The 20,151-nt window shown below is 61.4% G+C and carries 19 protein-coding genes and 1 pseudogene; 9 read left to right on the top strand and 11 right to left on the bottom strand.

Annotation, left to right across the window (positions count from 1 at the left end; genetic code table 11):
* Nucleotides 1-55 precede the first annotated feature (55 nt).
* Together QEO92_RS10045 and QEO92_RS10040 are read left to right on the top strand one after the other, a co-directional pair.
* A complete protein-coding gene (locus QEO92_RS10045) occupies nucleotides 56-643 on the top strand; it encodes a nitroreductase family protein (protein ID WP_037146986.1) in 588 nt (195 codons plus the stop codon).
* Nucleotides 643-1,257 carry a flavin reductase family protein gene (locus QEO92_RS10040; protein WP_037146983.1) on the top strand — a complete coding sequence of 205 codons (615 nt, stop codon included), beginning with the start codon at nucleotides 643-645 and terminating at the stop codon, nucleotides 1,255-1,257. Before QEO92_RS10045 ends, QEO92_RS10040 begins: the two co-directional genes overlap by 1 nt.
* On the opposite strand, the gene QEO92_RS10035 is transcribed toward QEO92_RS10040, so the two are convergent.
* Nucleotides 1,254-1,958 (bottom strand): hypothetical protein, encoded by a 705-nt coding sequence (locus tag QEO92_RS10035; protein WP_227702897.1) that lies wholly within the window; start codon nucleotides 1,956-1,958, stop codon nucleotides 1,254-1,256. The two genes, QEO92_RS10040 and QEO92_RS10035, sit on opposite strands and share 4 nt — an antisense overlap.
* A 57-nt stretch (nucleotides 1,959-2,015) precedes the next feature.
* Between QEO92_RS10035 and QEO92_RS10030 the strand changes: the two genes are divergently transcribed.
* Nucleotides 2,016-3,143, top strand: a complete 1,128-nt coding sequence (locus QEO92_RS10030; protein ID WP_227702896.1) for a DUF2336 domain-containing protein — start codon at nucleotides 2,016-2,018, stop codon at nucleotides 3,141-3,143.
* A gap of 5 nt (nucleotides 3,144-3,148) precedes the next feature.
* Here QEO92_RS10030 and QEO92_RS10025 read toward each other — a convergent pair whose 3' ends face one another.
* Complete coding sequence (locus tag QEO92_RS10025) at nucleotides 3,149-3,574, bottom strand: hypothetical protein (protein WP_227702895.1); 426 nt, start codon at nucleotides 3,572-3,574, stop codon at nucleotides 3,149-3,151.
* Nucleotides 3,575-3,696: 122 nt separating this feature from the next.
* Between QEO92_RS10025 and QEO92_RS10020 the strand changes: the two genes are divergently transcribed.
* A complete protein-coding gene (locus QEO92_RS10020; RefSeq protein WP_227702894.1) occupies nucleotides 3,697-4,155 on the top strand; it encodes a GNAT family N-acetyltransferase in 459 nt (152 codons plus the stop codon).
* On the opposite strand, the gene QEO92_RS10015 is transcribed toward QEO92_RS10020, so the two are convergent.
* The 3 genes and pseudogenes from QEO92_RS10015 to parE all read right to left on the bottom strand — a co-directional run bounded on the left by QEO92_RS10015 (nucleotide 4,133) and on the right by parE (nucleotide 7,891).
* A complete protein-coding gene (locus QEO92_RS10015; RefSeq protein WP_227702893.1) occupies nucleotides 4,133-5,347 on the bottom strand; it encodes an AI-2E family transporter in 1,215 nt (404 codons plus the stop codon). The two genes, QEO92_RS10020 and QEO92_RS10015, sit on opposite strands and share 23 nt — an antisense overlap.
* Before the next feature lie 164 nt (nucleotides 5,348-5,511).
* Nucleotides 5,512-5,622, bottom strand: a pseudogene (locus QEO92_RS10010) (hypothetical protein); the annotation flags it as partial.
* A 217-nt stretch (nucleotides 5,623-5,839) separates the two neighbouring features.
* Nucleotides 5,840-7,891, bottom strand: coding sequence for a DNA topoisomerase IV subunit B (gene parE / locus QEO92_RS10005; protein WP_037148451.1), 2,052 nt, complete (start codon nucleotides 7,889-7,891; stop codon nucleotides 5,840-5,842).
* Between the two features lie 194 nt (nucleotides 7,892-8,085).
* Between parE and QEO92_RS10000 the strand changes: the two genes are divergently transcribed.
* From QEO92_RS10000 to QEO92_RS09985, 4 genes are all read left to right on the top strand, one after another.
* Nucleotides 8,086-8,973 (top strand): alpha/beta hydrolase family protein, encoded by an 888-nt coding sequence (locus tag QEO92_RS10000; RefSeq protein ID WP_037148449.1) that lies wholly within the window; start codon nucleotides 8,086-8,088, stop codon nucleotides 8,971-8,973.
* Nucleotides 8,974-9,120: 147 nt separating this feature from the next.
* Nucleotides 9,121-9,891, top strand: a complete 771-nt coding sequence (tpiA, locus tag QEO92_RS09995; protein ID WP_227702892.1) for a triose-phosphate isomerase — start codon at nucleotides 9,121-9,123, stop codon at nucleotides 9,889-9,891.
* 93 nt (nucleotides 9,892-9,984) lie between these two features.
* A complete protein-coding gene (gene secG, locus QEO92_RS09990; RefSeq protein WP_227702891.1) occupies nucleotides 9,985-10,461 on the top strand; it encodes a preprotein translocase subunit SecG in 477 nt (158 codons plus the stop codon).
* A gap of 126 nt (nucleotides 10,462-10,587) precedes the next feature.
* Entirely contained in the window at nucleotides 10,588-12,225 is a 1,638-nt protein-coding gene (locus QEO92_RS09985; protein WP_280107519.1) for a CTP synthase, read from the top strand.
* Nucleotides 12,226-12,275: 50 nt separating this feature from the next.
* Here QEO92_RS09985 and QEO92_RS09980 read toward each other — a convergent pair whose 3' ends face one another.
* Nucleotides 12,276-13,364, bottom strand: a complete 1,089-nt coding sequence (locus tag QEO92_RS09980; RefSeq protein ID WP_037146959.1) for a citrate synthase/methylcitrate synthase — start codon at nucleotides 13,362-13,364, stop codon at nucleotides 12,276-12,278.
* A 270-nt stretch (nucleotides 13,365-13,634) separates the two neighbouring features.
* Nucleotides 13,635-14,702 (bottom strand): IS110 family RNA-guided transposase, encoded by a 1,068-nt coding sequence (locus QEO92_RS09975; protein ID WP_210059136.1) that lies wholly within the window; start codon nucleotides 14,700-14,702, stop codon nucleotides 13,635-13,637.
* Nucleotides 14,703-14,908: 206 nt separating this feature from the next.
* Here QEO92_RS09975 and QEO92_RS09970 point away from each other — a divergent pair, with 206 nt between their 5' ends.
* Complete coding sequence (locus tag QEO92_RS09970; RefSeq protein ID WP_227705129.1) at nucleotides 14,909-16,054, top strand: citrate synthase; 1,146 nt, start codon at nucleotides 14,909-14,911, stop codon at nucleotides 16,052-16,054.
* 50 nt (nucleotides 16,055-16,104) lie between these two features.
* On the opposite strand, the gene QEO92_RS09965 is transcribed toward QEO92_RS09970, so the two are convergent.
* The 4 genes from QEO92_RS09965 to trpC all read right to left on the bottom strand — a co-directional run bounded on the left by QEO92_RS09965 (nucleotide 16,105) and on the right by trpC (nucleotide 20,148).
* Nucleotides 16,105-17,559, bottom strand: coding sequence for a cryptochrome/photolyase family protein (locus QEO92_RS09965; protein WP_037146957.1), 1,455 nt, complete (start codon nucleotides 17,557-17,559; stop codon nucleotides 16,105-16,107).
* Nucleotides 17,560-17,622: 63 nt separating this feature from the next.
* Nucleotides 17,623-18,837 carry a molybdopterin molybdotransferase MoeA gene (locus QEO92_RS09960; RefSeq protein WP_227702890.1) on the bottom strand — a complete coding sequence of 405 codons (1,215 nt, stop codon included), beginning with the start codon at nucleotides 18,835-18,837 and terminating at the stop codon, nucleotides 17,623-17,625.
* A 16-nt stretch (nucleotides 18,838-18,853) separates the two neighbouring features.
* Entirely contained in the window at nucleotides 18,854-19,333 is a 480-nt protein-coding gene (gene moaC, locus QEO92_RS09955; protein ID WP_037146952.1) for a cyclic pyranopterin monophosphate synthase MoaC, read from the bottom strand.
* Nucleotides 19,333-20,148 (bottom strand): indole-3-glycerol phosphate synthase TrpC, encoded by an 816-nt coding sequence (trpC, locus tag QEO92_RS09950; RefSeq protein WP_227702889.1) that lies wholly within the window; start codon nucleotides 20,146-20,148, stop codon nucleotides 19,333-19,335. Before trpC ends, moaC begins: the two co-directional genes overlap by 1 nt.
* Nucleotides 20,149-20,151: the final 3 nt, after the last annotated feature.

The raw sequence follows: 20,151 nt of genomic DNA, 5'->3' as shown, positions 1-20,151 counted from the left end.
CCAAGGCAATTTCAAGACCTTCCCGCCGCCTCACCTCCGAATGAAAGTTTTGACCATGCAAAATGACGTTAAACTCATTGATTTCCTGCGCGACAGGCATTCCACACCCGTGGCCCAGATCAAGGAACCGGGCCCTTCGCAGGAAGAACTCGAGGCGATTCTCACCTTGGCGACGCGTGTTCCCGACCATGGCAAGCTGGCGCCGTGGCGTCTGGTCGTCTATCGTGGCGACGTGCGGAAAAAGCTCGGTGAAGAATTCCTGGCGCTCCTGCTCAAGAAAACACCCGATATGGAGGATGCCGCAAAGGAAGCCGAATTGGTGCGCTTCACCCGTGCACCGCTGGTCGTCGGCGTTATCAGTACGGCCGCGCCGCATGTGAAGATACCCGAATGGGAACAGGTGCTCTCGGCCGGTGCGGTCTGCCTCAACATGCTGATGGCCGCAAACGCACACGGCTACGTCGCCAACTGGCGTACCGAATGGGTGGCTTACGACGACGTGGCGCTGCAGCTTCTCGGTGTAAAGCCGGGCGAGAAGGTTGCCGGCTTCATCCACATCGGCTCCAGCGATTTTCCGACGCCGGACCGTCCGCGGCCGGAACTTTCGCAGATCGTCACCTATGCCGGCGAAAGCAACGCCTGATGTTCTACACGACCGATACCAATCAGCACGGCCTGAAAAATGATCCCTTCAAGGCGATCGTGGCTCCACGTCCGATCGGCTGGATCGGGACGAAGGGCAGGGACGGTTCGCTGAATCTTTCCCCTTATTCCTTTTTCAACATCGTCTCCGACAGGCCGAAGCTGGTGATGTTCTCCTCCAGCGGCCGCAAGCACAGCCTGAAGAATGCCGAGGAAACCGGGGTTTTCACCGCGAGCCTCGCAAGCCGCCATCTTGCCGAGAAAGTGAATGCTTCTTCGGAGGCGGTGGAATACGGCGTCAGCGAGTTCGAGGTGGCAGGACTGACGGCGAAGATGGCCGAACTCATCGATGCACCCTACGTTGCGGAAGCCTATACCGTGCTCGAATGCCGAGTCACGGAGGTGATCCAGCCCAAAGGGCTGGACGGCGAGGGCGCGGACGCCTTCATGGTCTTCGGCCAGGTGATCGGCATCCATATCAGTGAAGAGATTTTGCGCGACGGGCGCATCGACATGAGCCTCGCCCGGCCGATCGCGCGCATGGGTTATCGGGATTATGCCGACGGCGGCGCGGACGTCTTCGAAATGGTTCGCCCGGCGGGTGCCGGCGGTTAATCCGCAAAAATGTGATTGATGATCTGAATTTGGTCGAGCCGGCGACTGAGCTTACCGGTGAAGCCGTTTTCCCGCGCGATCCGACATTCGGATTGGAAGGGGCCGTTACGGGTCGGCGAGACGGCGTCGATGGCCATCACGCCGATAGTGGATGCGGCAAGTCCAATCGTCGCCCGGGCGAGGCGGGTCGCATCGGAGAGGGGGTCGAAGTCCTGCTCCCAACCCAAGCCGTAGAGACGGTCACTGCAGCGCTCGAAGCTGGCGGCCGCAAGTATTCCGGCAGAGTCGGCCAGCGCGACAATTCCGGTACTGCCCGGCGGCCGGCCAAACCGCAACTCCTCGACACGAAGAACAACGGCGAGCCGCTGAACCTCTGCACCATTCCGAGTTCCCCCGAGGAGAACTGTTACCGCACCCGCCCGGATTGCGTATTCGGCGGCAACTTCGGTTCGCATGGAGGCAAACGGCGGCAGGAGGAAAGCCGGAAGATGATCAGGGTCAAGCTCCGCCCATGCTTTGCAAGAGCCCGCGACCGATTCCCACGACTCGGATGATCCCGTCAGGTCGAGCACAAGCCGGTCGGCGCCGGCCGCATGAACAGTCGCCATGTCCGCCGATGGTTCGACAATCAACCAGGAGCGTATCTTCGGGGTCTCTTTCATGATTAACAAACGTGATGAACCAATCTTAAACTTTTTCACCCTAGCGTGAACTCCAACAGGCTGGACGCGTTCCGGCATGTGTTACCGGGGCTGGGTGTGATCGTACAAGCATTTCTTCGTTGGGCGGAAACCGCAAGGGCAAGCGACAGGGCCAAGGCGGCCAACGCGCTGGGCCGAGCTTATCTTCGCTCGTCAATGGGTGGCGAGCAGCACCAGGCTGCGGCGCTCGCCATGACCTATCTGCTCGATGATCCGTCGCCGCGCGTGCGGCTGGCGCTCGCCGAAGCGCTTGCCGGGTCTCCCAGAGCCCCCCGCGCCATTATCGTCTCGCTTGCCGAAGACCAGCCGGAAATCGCCTGCACCGTGATTACCCATTCACCGGTACTCACCGAAAGCGATCTTGTCGATCTCGCCGGACGAAGCGACAGCTTGACCCGCGGCCTGATCGCCGCACGGCCCGGCCTTTCCCGCGGGATCGCCGCCGCGATTGCCGAAATCGGCGATGAGGGTGAGGTGATCATCCTGCTCGAAAACGAAACCGCATCCATCACCCGTATCTCGCTGCGGCGGATCGCAGAGCGGTTCGGGCATCACAGCGATATCCGCAACCTGCTGCTGGAGCGGGAGACCTTGCCCGCAGACGCCCGGCATATGCTGGTCAACCACATCACCGCGGCACTGGCGAACTTCGGCCTGGTACGCACCACGATGGCGCCAGCGCGTATCGACCATGTCATCCGCGAAGCGGGCGAGGCGGCGGCGGTAGCGATTGCCGGTACGGTGCGGCTGGAGGAAATCCCGGGCCTCGTCGATCATCTGCGAACGGCCGGGCAGTTGACGCCAGCCTTGCTGATCCACGCACTCTGCACCGGCAAGGTGGATTTCTTTGCCGGCGCGATAGTTTCACTTTCGGGCCTGGATGATCGTCGCGTCAGGGCGATCCTTGTCACCGGCCGGATGCACGCGGTGCGCGCGCTTTTCGAAGCCTGCGGGCTCGGACGTGACATCGCCGTCGTCTTCGTCGAAGCCGTCTTCCTTTGGCGCAAGGCATCGGCGAGCGGCACACCGGACGGGATATCCGGCCTGCTGCTCAAGACGTTCAACCGTTCAGGGATGCCTCTTTCGCCGGTCTCCGCATTGCTCGACATGATCGAGAAACTGCACCTCTCCGAGATACGGCTCGGGGCGCGGTCCTTTGCCAACGAAGTCTCGCTGGCGGCTTAAGCTTCTTATCGGTGGAATTTCCTGGCGACCCAGGAATAACCGTCTTCGACCAGGCGGACCGGCTTAACCATCAGCGTTTTCACACCTTCGGTCGTGGGAAGGACGCTCCTGACGCGTCGGATGGCGCTGCTCGCAAGCGTTTCCTCCTCCTGCGGCGTTACGACGGCCGGCTGCTGGGCCGGCTCAGGGGGCAACGTCTCGGGTTTTGCCTGCGTTGCGGGAGCATTCGCAATTTCGGTCGCTTCTGGCTTCTGGCAGACGGCAATAATCATCGGATAAGGCTGGTTCGCGTAGCGGCCAAGCTGATCTTCGGAAACCGCATCGCACATCGCGATGGTCGGCCAGCGGTTCTCGGCCGTTGCAATATAATGGCAGTCGGTTCCGGCGTCATTGCAGCCGAGAATGGTCATGACAATAAGTGCGGCGTTCATGTTGTCCCCCGATGATCGTGATCGACTTAAAACGAGCAATCTTGACCCGACCAAGGCAGCTTTCAACGACATGCTGCATCCTGTAATCGTTCTGGAATGCATGAAACCAGTGGGCAATGCCAATGACCGTAACGATCGCGCTCGAACCGCCGCGCCAAGCGGGTGTTCTCAGGCTTCTCGAACTATCCGATGCCTATGCCGCCTCGCTCTACCCAGCCGAAAGCAACCACATGGTCGACGTTTCGAGCCTGGAAGGATCGGGGGTGTCGTTCTTCGTCGCACGGAAGGACGATGCGATCCTCGGCTGCTGTGCGCTGGTGGAGGCGAGCGACGGCACTGCAGAGATCAAGCGCATGTTCGTTGATGAGGCAGCGCGCGGCTTGAAACTCGGAAAGCGGCTGATGGACGTGATCCTGGAACGGGCCGTGGAACGCAGCCTATCGATCATTCGTCTGGAGACGGGAATATACCAGCCGCAGGCGATCGGCCTCTACCGTGCCTACGGTTTCGTCGAGATCGGGCCCTTTGGAGACTACAAGCCCGATCCGCTCAGCATCTTCATGGAGAAGAGGCTTTCCTGACGACCGGGACCTCCGGAGGAAGCTCCTGCGCACCCGAACCCCTGGTGAAATCGGCTGCTTCCACTTCGGTGCTTTCGGCCATCTTCGCTTCCCGGATCCATTCGCGCCAGATCGACACGATCAGAGCCATCAGCACAGGACCGATGAAAAGGCCGAGGAAGCCCATCGTGCTCACTCCGCCCACCAGGCCGAAGAACGTCGGAAGGAAGGGCAGCTTGATCGGACCGCCGACCAGCCGGGGCCGCAGCGTCTTGTCCACGATGAAAAGCTCGACCGTGCCCCAGAGGAAAAGGCCGGCTCCGGCGACATAGGAACCGTTCGCCACCAGATAGAACGAGATCAGGGTGAAGGAAAGCGGTGCGCCGCCCGGAATGAGCGCCATGATGCCCGTAATCACGCCCAGCGTCACGGGTGAGGGTACGCCGGCGATGTAATAAGCAATGCCGAGTACGATGCCTTCACCGATGGCGATCAGCGTCTGGCCAGTGACAGTCGAGCTGATCGTCGCAGGCACGACACGCGATATGCGTTCCCAGCGGGTCGGGAAGATCCGCTCTCCCAGAAGGTCGATCTGTTGAGAAAAGGAGGCGCCGTCTCGATAGACGAAAAAAAGGGCGATCAGCATGAAGAGCAGCATCAGCAGCAGATGGAAGGCTCCCCCGCCGGCGGCTACGATTGCTCGGTAGATGTTGCCGATATTGGCGCCGCTGATGAGCTGGATCAGCCCACCGATCGCCCCCGGCGATCCCACATGCTCGACCCATTGCACGCCGACCCATTCGCCGATCCAGGGCAAGCCGGTGATCCAGGCAGGAGGGGGCGCTCCGAAGCGGTTGACCTCGGCCGCCCATACAATCCACTGCCGGACCTCATCTATCGTATAGGAGATGGCGATGCCGATCGGCACGATGAGGAAGGTCAGGATAAAGATGATCGCCAGCGACGCGCCGAGCGTGGTGTTGCCGCCAATGCGGCGCAGCAGTTCGCGATAGAGCGGCCAGCTCGCAAAGCCGATGACGAGGGCGGCCAGGACCGGCACCAAGAAGCCATGAAAGAAATAGATTCCGGCAGCGGCAACAAGCACAAGAAGCCAGCGCGCGGCGGAAATCGGCGGAATGAGCGCAACCCTTGGCACGACTGGGCCAAGCCAGCGCGGCTCCTTGGGTCCCTTGCGACTGTTATTCACGCTCACCGTTTATCCTTTTCCATTCTCGCCTTCATATGGCGTGGGCGGCTGCCTGCCACAAGACTAACGCTTCAGTCGTTAAAAGGAAGCTTTACTTACTTGCCCTAGACGGCAGATGCGATAGAAATGTGAAATCACCTTCCGGCCCGTACCGAAAGTACAGCGCAAGTCCTACCTGCGGCGTCACATGCGACAAGGCATCCATGAGACTGGATACTGCCGGGGATATGGATTGGCTCTCGGTCGCAATTGCCAAGGTCGATTGCATCCATAGTTGGCATCGCAAGGCACCTGGAAGACAATCCGGCCAGTGAAGCTTCGCTGCAATCGCCGAAGAACTGATGCGCAGAGATGTTCCTTGGTTTTGCTACCGCTACAGCGGCAGAGCGGCCAATCCGGCGCGCTTTTCCGCACCCGGTCCGCGAACCCCGTTGATCGGTGCCCTGACGAAAGCGCTCGACGGTCGGGACTGATCTTAACTCCGATCGAAATGCCGGCTCAGATGTCGAGATTCTCCGCAAAGGCGGCGCGTTCCTGAATGAAACGGAAGCGGGCATCGGCCTTGGTGCCCATGAGGTTGTCGACGGCCTCACGCGTTCCCTCGAAATCCACATCGTCGATCGCGACGCGCAAAAGCGTGCGATGGGCGGGATCCATGGTGGTTTCCTTCAACTGCGCCGGCATCATTTCGCCCAGACCTTTGAAGCGGCCGATCTCGACCTTCTTGCCCTTGAACACCGTTTCCATCAGCTCTGCCCGGTGGGCATCATCACGGGCATAGACCGTCTTTCCACCCTGTCGCAAAACATAGAGCGGCGGGACCGCCAGATAGAGGTGGTTGCCGCGTATCAGCTCCGGCATTTCCTGATAGAAGAAGGTGATGAGCAGGGAGGCGATATGGGCGCCGTCGACATCCGCGTCGGTCATGATGATGACGCGCTCGTAACGGAGGTCTTCCTCGCGGTATTTGGTTCGCGTGCCGCAGCCGAGCGCCTGGATGAGATCGGCGATCTGCTGGTTGGCGGAGAGTTTTTCGCGGCTGGCGCTGCCGACGTTGAGAATTTTTCCGCGGAGCGGAAGGATCGCCTGATTGGCGCGGTTGCGGCCCTGCTTGGCCGAGCCGCCTGCCGAATCGCCCTCGACGATGAAGAGCTCGGCACCTTCCGCCGTATTCTGCGAGCAGTCGGCGAGCTTGCCGGGCAGGCGCAGCTTACGCACCGCCGTCTTGCGGTTGACTTCCTTTTCCTTGCGGCGGCGAAGGCGCTCCTCGGCGCGCTCGATCACCCAATCGAGAAGTTTCGCAGCCTCGTTCGGATTGCCTGCAAGATAATGGTCGAAGGGGTCGCGCAAGACGTTCTCGACGAGGCGCTGCGCTTCGACAGTGGCGAGCTTGTCCTTGGTCTGGCCGACGAATTCAGGCTCCCGGATGAAGACCGAGAGCATGCCGACGGCCGAGATCATCACGTCGTCGGTGGTGATCTGCGCCGCGCGCTTGTTCTGGGTCAGTTCGGCATAGTTCTTGAGCCCCTTGGTGAGCGCAATGCGCAAACCCGCCTCATGGGTGCCGCCTTCGGGCGTCGGGATGGTGTTGCAGTAGGAATGAAGCTGTGGGTCGCCACCATACCAGGTGACTGCCCATTCCATCGCTCCATGGCCGCCGGTCTTTTCCGTGCGGCCGGCGAAAATCTCGCGCGTAACGGTGAATTCCTTGCCGAGTGTGGCGCCAAGATAATCCTTCAGGCCGCCGGGGAAGTGGAAAACCGCTTTTTCTGGAATCTCGCCATCCGCCGGCACCACGCCCGGGTCGCAGCTCCAGCGGATCTCGACTCCGCCGAACAGATAGGCCTTGGAGCGGGCCATGCGGAAGATGCGGCCGGCGTCGAACTTCGCATGCTCACCGAAGATCTGCGGGTCCGGATGGAAACGGACCTTCGTGCCGCGGCGGTTCTGCACGTCGCCAAGTTGCTCCAGCCCACCCTGCGGAACGCCGCGCGAAAAGCGCTGACGGTAGAGTTTGCGGTTGCGGGCGACTTCGACTTCCAGCAGGTCCGACAACGCGTTGACGACGGAAACACCGACGCCGTGCAGGCCGCCGGAGGTCTCATAGGCCTTGCCGTCGAACTTTCCACCGGCATGCAGCTTGGTCATGATGACTTCGAGGGTCGACTTGCCCGGCACCTGCGGATGGTTTTCGACCGGAATGCCACGGCCGTTATCCGTGACCGTCAGGAAACCTTCCGCATCGAGATGCACTTCGATGAAATTCGCGTGACCGGCAACCGCCTCGTCCATCGAGTTGTCGATGACTTCCGCGAACAGGTGATGCAGCGCCTTTTCATCCGTGCCACCGATATACATGCCCGGGCGCATGCGCACCGGTTCGAGCCCTTCGAGGACGCGAATCGAGGAGGCACCGTAATCGTCGCCGGAAGATTGCGCCGGGGCAGGGCGTGCCGGCGAAGGCTCTGCCTGCGCGGCAAGCTCCGGTTCGACGGCGACCGGCTTCGACGTCAAGGGCAGGTCGGCGAAAAGGTCGTCATTGTCATCCATCGGCTGCGTCGGTACTACCTGTCGGGGTGCGGAAGAAGAAGCCATACCCATCTCATGCTGTTTCGAATCACTCGCGATTCTGCCAGAAAGCAGGCTTTTTCGCGATGCCGCAAAGAAACGGCCTTTTTCAGCAATGCTTTGCCGACAAGGCAATGGCAAGATTCGACCGTATCAGGAGTCCGATGAAAAAGGTCATGTCCACAATTCATTTCGTCTTCGGCGCACTTCTTGCGGCATTGATCGCGTTTGCCGGCATGCCCGCCGCTGCCCAGGATGGTCCAATCAAGCCCTTCAAGGACGACCTGTTCTCGCGCCAAGCTGTATTGGAGACCCGCGACAGCGGCGCCTATGACGTGATCGACTACCAGGAAATGCGGGACATCAACGGCCGCGACCGGGTGCCGGAGCGACGCGTCAAGGATGCCTATGTTTCCCTCGGCGTGCGGCGCCACCAGGAGAACGAAACGCTGAACCTTCCCGAGAACAGAAAGCTCGATGTCACCAGAGTGGGACAAATGGAAGGTGCGTCCTTTACGGTGATTTTCATCCACGGGCGCGGCGGCGACCGTAGGCTCGGCGCAAACGACTACACGTTCGGCGGCAATTTCAACCGGCTGAAGAACCTCGCAGTCAACAATGGCGGCACCTACTATTCGCCGAGCGTTACCTCCTTCGACGACAAGGGGGTCGCCGACATCGCCGCGCTGATCCGCTATGCGTTCGACCGGTCCTCAAGACGGCCGGTCATCCTCGCCTGCGCCTCGATGGGCGGTTTCATCTGCCAGGGTGTCAGCCGCGACGCGGAGACCGTGCATTATCTCAAAGGCATGGCGCTCCTCGGTGGTCCGCCTGATGCGGGTCTGCCGAAAACGCCTCTCGCAAAGCTCAAGCTGCCGATCTATTTCGCCCACGGCAGCGCCGACGGCGTCTACAAGGCCGAGGAGCAGGCGGCAATCTATCGCAAGCTTGGAAGCGCGGGCTATCCAACCCGTTTCACGCTGTTTCAGACCGGCAGCCACGGCACGCCTATCCGCATGGTTGACTGGCGGAAAGTGCTGAACTTCCTGCTTACCGCCGGCTGAAGCCCCGCCGTTAACCAAAGTCTTGAACCAAGACCTGTCTTTTGCATACCAATTCGGACGGGATGTGTCTAAAACAGGTCCCCGTATCTGTGGAGGTTTCGGTTTCTGCCATCGAAAGAAACCGAACAGGAGAGGAAGCTATCGCCGATGACGCCCGATGTGCGCCCGCTTGTTGCCGGAAACTGGAAAATGAACGGCACGCGCGAGTCCCTGACAGAGATCAAGGCTATGGCCGAGGGCGTTCAGGGCGCGCTGTCCGAAAAGGTCGATGCGCTCATCTGCCCGCCGGCAACGCTGCTCTATGTCGCGACCGCGCTTTCAACCGACAGCCCGCTGATGATCGGCGGTCAGGATTGCCATCAGGATGCTTCCGGCGCCCATACGGGTGACATCTCGGCGGAAATGATTGCCGACTGCTTCGGAACCTATGTCATCGTCGGGCATTCGGAGCGGCGCACCGACCACGCCGAAACCGATCATCTGGTGCGCGCCAAGGCGCAGGCGGCCCATGCGGCAGACCTCACCGCCATCATCTGCGTCGGTGAAACGGCGGGCGAGCGGGACGCTTACCAGACCCTCGAGGTCCTGAAGCGCCAGATTTTCAACTCAGTTCCGGAAACGGCGACAGCCGCAAATACCGTGATCGCATACGAACCGGTCTGGGCGATCGGCACCGGGGTCACACCGACCGCCGATGACGTCGAGATCGCCCATGCCTTCATGCGGGCCGAGCTCACGGCCTGCCTCGGAGAGGAGGGGAGGCGCATGCGCATCCTCTACGGCGGCTCGGTGAAGCCCGGAAATGCCCGGGAGCTGATGAGCGTCGAGAATGTGGATGGTGCGCTGATCGGTGGTGCGAGCTTGAAAGCCAACGATTTCCTCGCCATCTATCGGGTCTACGAGACACTGATGGCCTGAGCCTTTCGATAGGGGCTTGGAATGCACGCAGCTCTCATGTAAAGAGCCGCCAACTCTTTTTGTTGTCTCCCCCGCGGAGGCATGGATTTTGATATGCAGACCGTTCTGATCGTTATTCACCTCATGATCGTGCTTGCCCTCGTCGGCGTGGTGCTGATCCAGCGTTCCGAAGGCGGCGGACTGGGCATCGGCGGCGGCTCCGGCTTCATGTCGGCGCGCGGCACGGCCAATGCACTGACCCGCACCACCGCAATCCTCGCGACGCTTTTCTTCCTCACGTCGCTGGCGCTCGGCATCCTGGCAAGATACGAAAGCCGCCCGAGCGATATCCTGAACCGTATTCCGCAGAGCCAGCAAGGTCAGGGCAGCGGCATTCTCGACCAGCTTGGTCCCGCCCCGACACAGACCCCGGCCCCCGCGGAAAACGGCGTTCCGTCCGGTTCCGGCGCGGCTGCGCCCGCTCCTGCGGCTCCTGCTACGGGTGCAGCTCCGGCGACGCCGGCCGTACCTTCTGCTCCGGCGGAACCCGCCGCTCCGGCCGCACCTTCGGGTGTCCCGACCGGCCAATAAGGTCCGGTCAACGCTTAAAGCTCCGGCAGGCCAAAAGCCTGCCGGTTTTATTTTGGGAAGATTCCACAGCCGTTTTGCCGAAACGGACAATTTGTGCTGGCGGAATCACGAATGAAAAGGTATCCGGTGACTCCCATGGCGCGATATGTATTCATCACTGGCGGCGTGGTTTCCTCCCTCGGAAAAGGAATTGCGGCCGCGGCACTTGGAGCACTGCTGCAAGCCCGGGGCTACCGGGTGCGGCTCAGAAAACTCGACCCCTATCTGAACGTGGATCCGGGCACGATGAGCCCGACCCAGCACGGCGAAGTCTTCGTGACCGATGACGGGGCGGAAACCGATCTCGATCTCGGCCATTACGAACGCTTCACGGGGCGTTCTGCGACCAAGACCGACAACATCACCACCGGCCGCATCTACAAGAACATCATCGACAAGGAACGCCGCGGCGACTATCTCGGCGCGACAGTGCAGGTCATTCCGCACGTCACCAACGAGATCAAGGATTTCGTGACCGAAGGCAACGAGGACTACGATTTCGTCATCTGCGAGATCGGCGGTACCGTCGGCGACATCGAGGCGATGCCGTTCCTGGAAGCGATCCGCCAGCTTGGCAACGACCTGCCGCGCGGCACGGCCGTCTACCTGCACCTGACCCTGATGCCTTACATTCCGGCAGCGGGCGAGCTCAAGACCAAGCCGACCCAGCATTCGGTGAAGGAACTGCAGGCGCTCGGCATTGCGCCCGACATCCTGCTGGTGCGCGCCGACCGGGAAATCCCGGAGGCCGAACGGCGCAAGCTGTCGCTGTTCTGCAACGTACGGCCTTCCGCCGTCATCCAGGCGCTCGACGTCGCCAACATCTACGACGTGCCAATGGCCTATCACAAGGAAGGCCTCGACAACGAAGTGCTTGCCGCCTTCGGCATCGAGCCGGCACCGAAGCCGCGTCTCGAACCCTGGGAAGAGGTCTGCAACCGCATCCGCACGCCGGAAGGCGAGGTGACGATCGCGGTGGTCGGCAAATATACCGGCCTCAAGGACGCCTACAAGTCACTGATAGAGGCGCTGCATCACGGCGGCATCGCCAATCACGTCAAGGTCAAGATCGAGTGGATCGAGTCGGAAATCTTCGAGAAGGAAGATCCCGCGCCGTATCTGGAAAAGGTCAACGGCATCCTCGTGCCGGGCGGTTTCGGCGAGCGCGGCTCGCAGGGCAAGATCAATGCGGCGCGCTATGCCCGTGAAAAGAACGTGCCTTATTTCGGAATCTGCTTCGGCATGCAGATGGCAGTCATCGAGGCGGCCCGCAATCTCGCCGGCATCGACAAGGCTTCTTCGACCGAATTCGGTCCCACCAAGGAGCCGGTGGTCGGCCTGATGACCGAATGGGTGAAAGGCAACGAGCTCGAGAAGCGCTCTGCTTCGGGTGACCTTGGCGGCACGATGCGCCTCGGTGCCTACAAGGCAACTCTGAAGCGTGAAACGAAGATCGCCGATATCTATGGCTCCACCGATATTTCCGAGCGTCATCGCCACCGTTACGAGGTCAATATCGACTACAAGGACCGGCTGGAGAAATGCGGCCTGGTGTTCTCGGGCATGTCGCCGGATGGCGTGCTGCCTGAGACGATCGAATATCCCGATCATCCGTGGTTCATCGGCGTGCAATATCATCCGGAGCTGAAGAGCCGGCCGCTCGATCCGCACCCGCTCTTTGCCAGCTTCATAGAAGCGGCCCTGGAACAGAGCCGGTTGGTTTAATGCGTTTAGAAAACCCGGCTTCGGCCGGGTTTTCTGATTCACGTCCCGCTTCAGGCAGCCTGAGGCAGCGGGCCGACATAAACCGAGCGTGGTCGGATGAGCCGGCCTTCAAGCGCCTGTTCACGGGCATGAGCGATCCAACCGACCGTGCGGCCGATCGCGAAGACCCCGGTGAACGCTTCGCGCGGAAACTTCAGCGCATCCAGCAGCAGAGCCGTGTAGAACTCCACATTGACGTCGAGCGGCCGGTCCGGCTTGCGTTCCCTCAGGATGGCAAGCGCTGCCTGTTCGACCGCTTCCGCAAGCCGGATGCGGTCATGATCGACCTGGCCGGTTGCGATCAACGGTTTCAGGGCACCTTTCAATGCATCGGCGCGCGGATCGCGGACGCGGTAGATCCGGTGGCCGAATCCCATCAGGCGCTCGCCGCGATCGAGCGCATGGCCAAGCCAGGTTTTTGCATCGGCTTCAGTACCGACGGCATCCAGCATGTCGAGTACCGGCCCCGGAGCGCCTCCATGCAGAGGTCCCTTAAGCGCGCTGATCGCCGCCAGGACCGACGAAGTGAGGCCGGCTCTCGTGGAGGCGATGACCCGGGAGGCGAAAGTGGAAGCATTCAGCCCGTGGTCGGAAATCGTCACCAAATAGGCATCAAGGGCGGATACCTGTTCCCGGCTCGGGAGATTCGCATTCAGCATAGCCAGGATGTCGGCGGATTGCGAAAGCGACGGACTCGGCGCGACAGGTGTCTCGCCCTTCTGCAGCCTCAGCAAGGCCGGCAGGAAGACGGCAGGAGCGGCCAGCAGCCGCAGCACGGTTTCGAAATCCTCGCCGTCCGGCAGTCTTGCGATAAGAGCCCGCATGCCATCCACCGGTGGTAATTCCTGGAGTGCCTCATCCGCCGCCTGGACATGCGCAAAGACTTCGGCACGCATGCGGCCGAGCCGGGTCTTCAAGTCATCCGCAATGACAGGACGATCCAGTAGACCCTCCAGCAGCAGGGCTGCGGTATCCTCATACGTCGCGCGCTCGACAAGACGATCCAGCGATACGCCACGAATAACCAGGCGTCCGGCTTCACCATCCACGTCCGACAACCGGGTTTCGGCGGCAACGACGTCTTCAAGTCCATTCTTCATGGGTGTTTCTCCAATGAAAGAACACAAGGGGCAAAACACCTTCGGTTGGCGGCTTTTCCTTGGGTTCGGTTATGTTTTGACCGGCGTTTTGACCGATCGGCTAAATCTCTTCCCTCCGCTGGACAGGTTGTTCCCGTCCTTCGGTCTTGAACCATGCTCCAATGCGTGACCCTGATGCGTCAGCTTCGGTCACAGAATGGCGTTCGGCTCCCGGTTTCCCATTCTCCTTTAAGAGCGCAGCCCAGTTTTACCGGGCTCGCTAGCCACTCATCAGGACAACCGGGATATTGTCGACGCGCCTTCCGTGGTGCTGGTGTCGCGCTGCTCATAGGCGCGCTGATCACGCAGGATCTGGAAGGCGATCGTCAAAAGCTTGCGCGCGATGGCCACACGCGCCTTGTTCACTCCTCTGAACTTCAGATGCTCGTATTGGGCCTGCAGCTGCGCATCGCTGGCGATGGCGGGGGCGACCGCCTCGACGAAGGCCCAGCGCAGCCACTTGTTGCCCTGCTTGATGATTTTGCCGTGAAAGGTCTTGCCGCCGCTCGAATAGGTCGACGGCACAAGCCCGGCATAGGCGGCAAGCTTCTTCGGGTTGCGAAACCGCGATATGTCATCGATCTCCGCATCGATCAGCCGGGCGAAGAACTCGCCGATGCCGGGGATCGTCTTCAACAGCTTCACATTGGCATTGGCTTTGGTCATCGCCCGGATAGTTGCTTCCGACTGTTTGATCCTGACATCGATGTCGCCGATGAAGGCAAGACCTCGGTCGATCTGAATGCGGTCGATCTCCGAGACCTTGACCTGCGCAAGTTGAATGCGGCCGGCCTTGCCGAACAGATCACCAAGCTTCTTCAACTGCGCCGTCTGCTCGGGATAGCGATCAAACACCGTGACGATGCGGTTCTTCACCATCGTGCGCAGCCGCACATAAAACATCCGCTCGCGTAGCGCGACACGCAGCTGTCGTGCCTTTTCGCTGGGCGCCCAGGCCTCCGGCACCAGGTCGGCCCTGAGCAGATGCGCCAGCACCGTCGCATCGATCTTGTCGGTCTTGATCTTGGCATCGGCAATCGCCTTGACCTTCCACGGGTGGGCGAGAACGACATCATCACAAATGTCGTCGAGCCAGTCGTACATCACCATCCAGTTGCGGGTCGCCTCGACAACCGCGTGGCTGTTGTCGCGGTAGCGTTCCAGAAACCCGCCGAGCGACTGGCGGTCGTTCTTCACCCGACCGGAGCGCAACGTCTTGCCACCGCTGTCCTGGACGACCAGATGGCTGTAGGATTTGTGGTAGTCCACGCCGATATGGTAATCGTAAGAGGCAGTCATGCTTCCAACTCCCTTGTTGAGATCTGCAAAACCCCAATAAGGTAAGCCCAAAGGCCGGAAGTGTGACTGTCCCTCGATCTTCACCTGCATGTCAGTGATCCGTTCTCTCAACGGCCGCGGCCTCTTTCATGCCATCTCCTTTACGGCGAGGATGATCCGCCCTAGTCTTGTTGACGTCAATCTTGATGCAATCGATCAATATGAACATGCTCTGGATCACCGCCGACGAGGCCCTTGCCCGGCTCGGAACCAAACCGCAGACGCTCTACGCCAATGTCAGCCGCGGACGCATCCGTGCCAAGCCGGACCCTGCCGACCCGCGTCGCAGCCTTTACCGGGCCAGCGATGTGCAGCGGCTCGCAGAGCGCCATGCCGGCCGGCGCCAGGCGGCTGCGGTCGCGGCGGAAGCCATCCGCTGGGGCGATCCGGTTCTGCCGACCGCCATCTCGACGATTTCCGACGGAAAATTGTTCTATCGCGGTCATGATGCGATCGAGCTTGCCGGCCATGCGACGCTGGAAAAGGTCGCCGCCCTTCTTTGGAACAGCCAGGACATCCGTGTCGAAACGGGTGAGCACCGAACGGGAGAGGCGTCACGCATGGCAAATGCCCTGACAGTCCTTGCGGCGCGCGTCATGAACGACCTGCCGGCATTGGGCAGGACGCCTTCCGTCCTGCAAGCCGAGGCTGTCTCGGTGCTCTCCACGGTGGCCGCCGGGCTCGCACCGTGGAATGGCGAGCCGGTGTCACTGCATCAGCGCCTTGCGCTTGGCTGGCAACGGCCCGAAGCGGCCGACCCGATCCGCAGGGCGCTGGTGCTTGCGGCGGAGCATGAGCTCGCCGTCTCGGCTTTCGCGGCACGCGTCACCGCATCATCCGGTGCGGCCCTTTCGGCAGCAACGCTTTCGGGATTGGCGACGCTGACCGGTCCACGGCATGGCGGCGCATGGCTCAGCGTCACGCGGCTTGCGGAACAGGCCGTATCTGTCGGCGTGCGGGAAGCGATTCGGGGCGCCCTGTCATCGGAAGGACTGGTGCGGGCCTTCGGCCACCGGCTCTACCCGCAGGGCGATCCCCGCGCCAAGGCCCTGTTGGCAAGCTTCGAGGTTCCACCCCTCTACAGATTCCTGGCGGAAGCCGGAGAGGAACTGCTCGGCGAGCCGGCCAATATCGATTTCGCACTTGCCGCGCTTGCGGCCACGTTCGGGCTACCGGAAGACTCACCGCTCGTCATCTTCGCTCTTGCCCGTACCCCCGGCTGGCTCGCGCATGCCATGGAGCAGGTCGATAGCGGCCAGCTGATTCGACCGCGGGCCCGTTATGCAGGCATCCCGCCAGACGATGCTCTTTGAGGCCATGCGAGGGCTCTTGCACCGCGCCTGAACCCCGCTTCCCAAAGCCCCTATAGCGTTTCAGGACCGGATGGATTCGTTCTGGCCTTGTAGGCTGCGAGCGCTCTGTCTCGGGCAAGGCCGTGATCGACGATCGGCCTCGGATAGGTTCGGCCGAGCTCGATTCCGGCCTTATCCAGAACGTACTTCGGAGCATCGAAGGGCTTGTGGATGTACTTGCGGTCCAGGTTGCCGAGTTCCGGTACGTGCTCGCGCACGTAATCGCCCTCCGGATCGAATCTCTCGCCTTGCAGGACCGGGTTGAAGATACGGAAGAAGGGCGAAGCGTCGGCGCCCGAGCCCGCGACCCACTGCCAGTTTGCGGCATTGTTGGCCGGATCGGCATCGACCAGTGTATCGCGGAACCACTTCTCGCCTTTCCGCCAGTCGATCATCAGATCCTTGATGAGAAAAGATGCGGTGATCATCCGCACCCGATTATGCATGAAGCCGTAGCGCCAGAGTTGGCGCATGCCGGCATCGACGATCGGGTAACCCGTCAGCCCCTTCGTCCAGGCGCGGAATTCCTTCGCATCATACCCCCACTGGAAGGTATCGAAAGTGTTGTCCCAGTTCTTCTCGTCCAGTTCCGGGAACTCAATCAGCAGGCTGTAGCAGAAGTCGCGCCATGCGAGTTCACGGCGAAAATGTACCACATCTTCGGAAGCGGTCTTCGGCATGCCCCTGGTCGCATGCCAGATACGAGCCGGGGAAATCTCTCCGTGGGTGAGATGGGGCGACAGCAAGGACGTGGCTCGGACGCTCGGCAGGTCACGACCATGCTTGTAGTCCTGGAGCTTCCGGTCGATAAAGTCGGCGAGCTTTTCCCGAGCGCCATCTTCACCGGGGGTCCATATTGCCGGGAACCCGGCCGCCCAGTCTGGCTTTTTCGGAAGAAGTCCCCAACTGTCCAGTCTCTCTGACCGGTGATGATGATCCTGCGAAGGAATTTTCAGCGGCGGGCCGATCGGCTCCCGCGGCTCGCCGGCCTTTTGCAGAGCGTTCCAGAACGGTGTGAAAACCCTGAAAGCCCTACCGGCGCCGGTGCGGATCGCATGCGGCTCTTGCAGAAGCTGGCCATGAAACGCACGGACGGCGATATCGCGCTTCTTCAGTTCGAGCGCGATGCCGCGATCGACCTGATGCCGCTCATAGGCGCGATTGACAAAAACCATGCGAGCGCCAGTCTGGCGGGCGAGATCGACCAGCACGTCCTCCGCCTTTCCGGAAATCAATGTCAGGCCGCTGCCGGCGGACTTCAGGGATTTCGCCAGCGCCGTCAGGGAGTGATGCAGCCACCATCGCTGAGCGGCTCCCAACGGGCCGACATTCAAATGCTGCGGTTCACGGATGTAGACCGGAATGACTGGGCCGCCGGTTTCCATCGCCGCGTGCAATGCCGGGTTGTCATCCAGGCGCAAATCCCTGCGGAACCAGACGATGCTGGGGACTTCTGATTTCGGCACACTATTCTCCGTGAGGGGACAATGCTTCCCAAGCTCCGGATTCAGTCGATATCCGGATCGTCGTCAGGGACGTATCAGCAGTACGGGACAAGGAGAGCCTGCAGGCAGTTCCGGCGCGTGCGGAGGGCGGATGATCAGCCCGCCGGACTGGGCAAAAATCTTCATCATCGAAGAATCCTGTTTCTGGAAGGCCTCGGCCACCAGATTACCGGCGTGATCCTTCGAGATCTTCGCACGCAGATAATCCTGGCGCTGGTCGTTGGCGGCAACCGCCTTCGCCGTGATGCCTTCCACTTCGCGATGCCTTTCCGGCAGGCGGGCGAGCTTGCGAAGCAGCGGCTCCAGAAAGAGCATACCGGTAACCAGGCTTGCGACCGGATTGCCCGGCAGGCCGAGCACCTGCATGCCTTCAAGGGTCCCGACCATGAGCGGCTTGCCTGGCCGCATGGCGATCCGCCAGAAATCGAGTTGCATGCCTGCGTTCTTCAGCGTCGCCTGCACGAGGTCGTGATCGCCGACCGAGGCGCCACCAAGCGTCACCAGCACATCGGCTTGCGCGGCGCGGGCCTTTTCGATCGCAGCAGCGATATCCTCCTGCCGATCCCTGACGATGCCGAAGTCCAGAACCTCGCCGCCATTGTCGCGCACCAGCGCGGAGACGCCGAACGTGTTGGACGCGATGATCTGCGCCGGACCGGGTGTGTCGCCGGGCAAGACCAGTTCGTCACCGGTCGCCAGGATTGCGACGCGCGGACGGCGATAGACGGAAAGCTCCGGATGGTTCATCGCAGCGGCGACCGTCAGGTGCGAAAAATCGAGAAGGGTGCCGGGATGGAGCACCGTCTCGCCCTCAAAAAAGTCCTGGCCGCGCGGGCGTACATGCCGGCCCTTCACGACGGCGAACGTGGTGCGGATACGGTTGCCGTCGAGCCTTTCGGCATCCTCCTGGATCAATACGGAATCGGCACCTTCCGGCAGGGGCGCTCCCGTGAAGATGCGAACGGTCTCCCCTTTGCCGACCACCCCTTCGAAAGCATGGCCGGCAGCGGCACTGCCGATAACCGTCAATTCGGAGCCGATCGCAGATGCATCTTCGGCCCGCAAAGCATAACCATCCATCGCGGAAGCATCGAATGGCGGCTGAGTAAGCCGGGCGACCACTTCGGCCGCCAGAATCCGGCCGCTGGCCTCGCCAAGCGGAACGGTTTCGCTTCCGGCAATCGGGTCCGCCTTGTCCAGCAGGCAGCTCTTCGCCTCGGAAACGGGCAACAATGCCATCTCTCAGCCCTCCCACTCAGTCCTTTGGGCGATAGGTTCCGGACTTGCCGCCGGTCTTTTCGAGAAGACGAATCCCCCCGATCTCCATCCCCTTGTCGGCGGCCTTGGCCATGTCATAGATCGTCAGGCACGAGACGGAAACTGCTGTCAGCGCCTCCATCTCGACGCCGGTTTTGCCGGTAAGCTTCGCTGTCGCCGTAACGCGCAGGCCCGGAAGTGTCTCGTCTTCCGTGATATCCACCGAAACCTTGGTCAGCATCAGCGGATGGCAGAGCGGGATGAGGTCCGACGTCTTCTTGGCTGCCATGATGCCGGCCAGTCGCGCCGTGCCGATCACATCGCCCTTTTTAGCGTTGCCCTCGCGGATCAACGAGAGCGTTTCCGGCAGCATGCGGACGTAACCTTCGGCCGTCGCCGAACGGTTCGTCTCGGCCTTGTCGCCGACATCGACCATATGCGCCTCGCCGGACGCGCCGATATGGGTGAGGTTCGCCATTATTCCGCCGCCAGGGTCGCGGTCCCGCCGGTCAGGAGCAGGCGGGTCGCCGCAGCCACGTCGTCCTTGCGCATCAGGCTTTCGCCGACGAGGAAGGTATTGATGCCGACCTGTCTGAGGCGCTGGCAATCCTCGTGCGTGAAAATGCCGCTTTCTCCGACGAGCAGACGATCGGCCGGCACCATCGGGGCCAGTTTCTCGCTCGTTTCCAGGCTCAATTCGAAGGTGCGCAGGTTACGGTTGTTGATACCGATCAGCGGCGAGGGGAGTTTGAGCGCCCGCTCCATCTCTTCGGCATCATGGATCTCGATCAGCACGTCCATGCCGAGTTCTGCGGCAACATCGTAAAGCTCGCGCGCCTCACCATCGGACAGCGAGGCCATGATCAGCAGGATACAGTCGGCGCCCCAGGCACGCGCCTCATAGACCTGATAGGGCTCGAACATGAAATCCTTGCGCAGAGCAGGAAGCGAGCAGGCATTACGGGCCGCGGTCAAAAATTCCGGAGCTCCCTGGAAGCTCGGCTTGTCGGTCAATACCGAAAGGCAGGCGGCGCCGCCGGCTTCATAAGCGGCTGCAAGGGCAGGGGGGTCGAAATCCGGGCGGATCAGGCCCTTTGACGGGCTGGCCTTCTTGATCTCGGCAATGAGACCGAATCCGCCTGCATCCTGCTTTGCCTTCAGCGCCCGATAGAAACCGCGCGGGGCCGGCTGGTTGGCGGCGCGGACCTTCACCTCGGCGAGCGGCACACTCGCCTTGGCAGCGGCGATTTCCTCGCGCTTGTAGGCTTCGATCTTCTTCAGGATATCGGTCACGGC

The sequence above is a fragment of the Neorhizobium petrolearium genome, assembly GCF_029854435.1.
In the GTDB taxonomy this organism is placed as follows: domain Bacteria; phylum Pseudomonadota; class Alphaproteobacteria; order Rhizobiales; family Rhizobiaceae; genus Neorhizobium; species Neorhizobium petrolearium.
The sequence above is the reverse complement of the archived record's forward strand: the minus strand, read 5'-3'. Positions and strand labels throughout refer to the sequence as shown.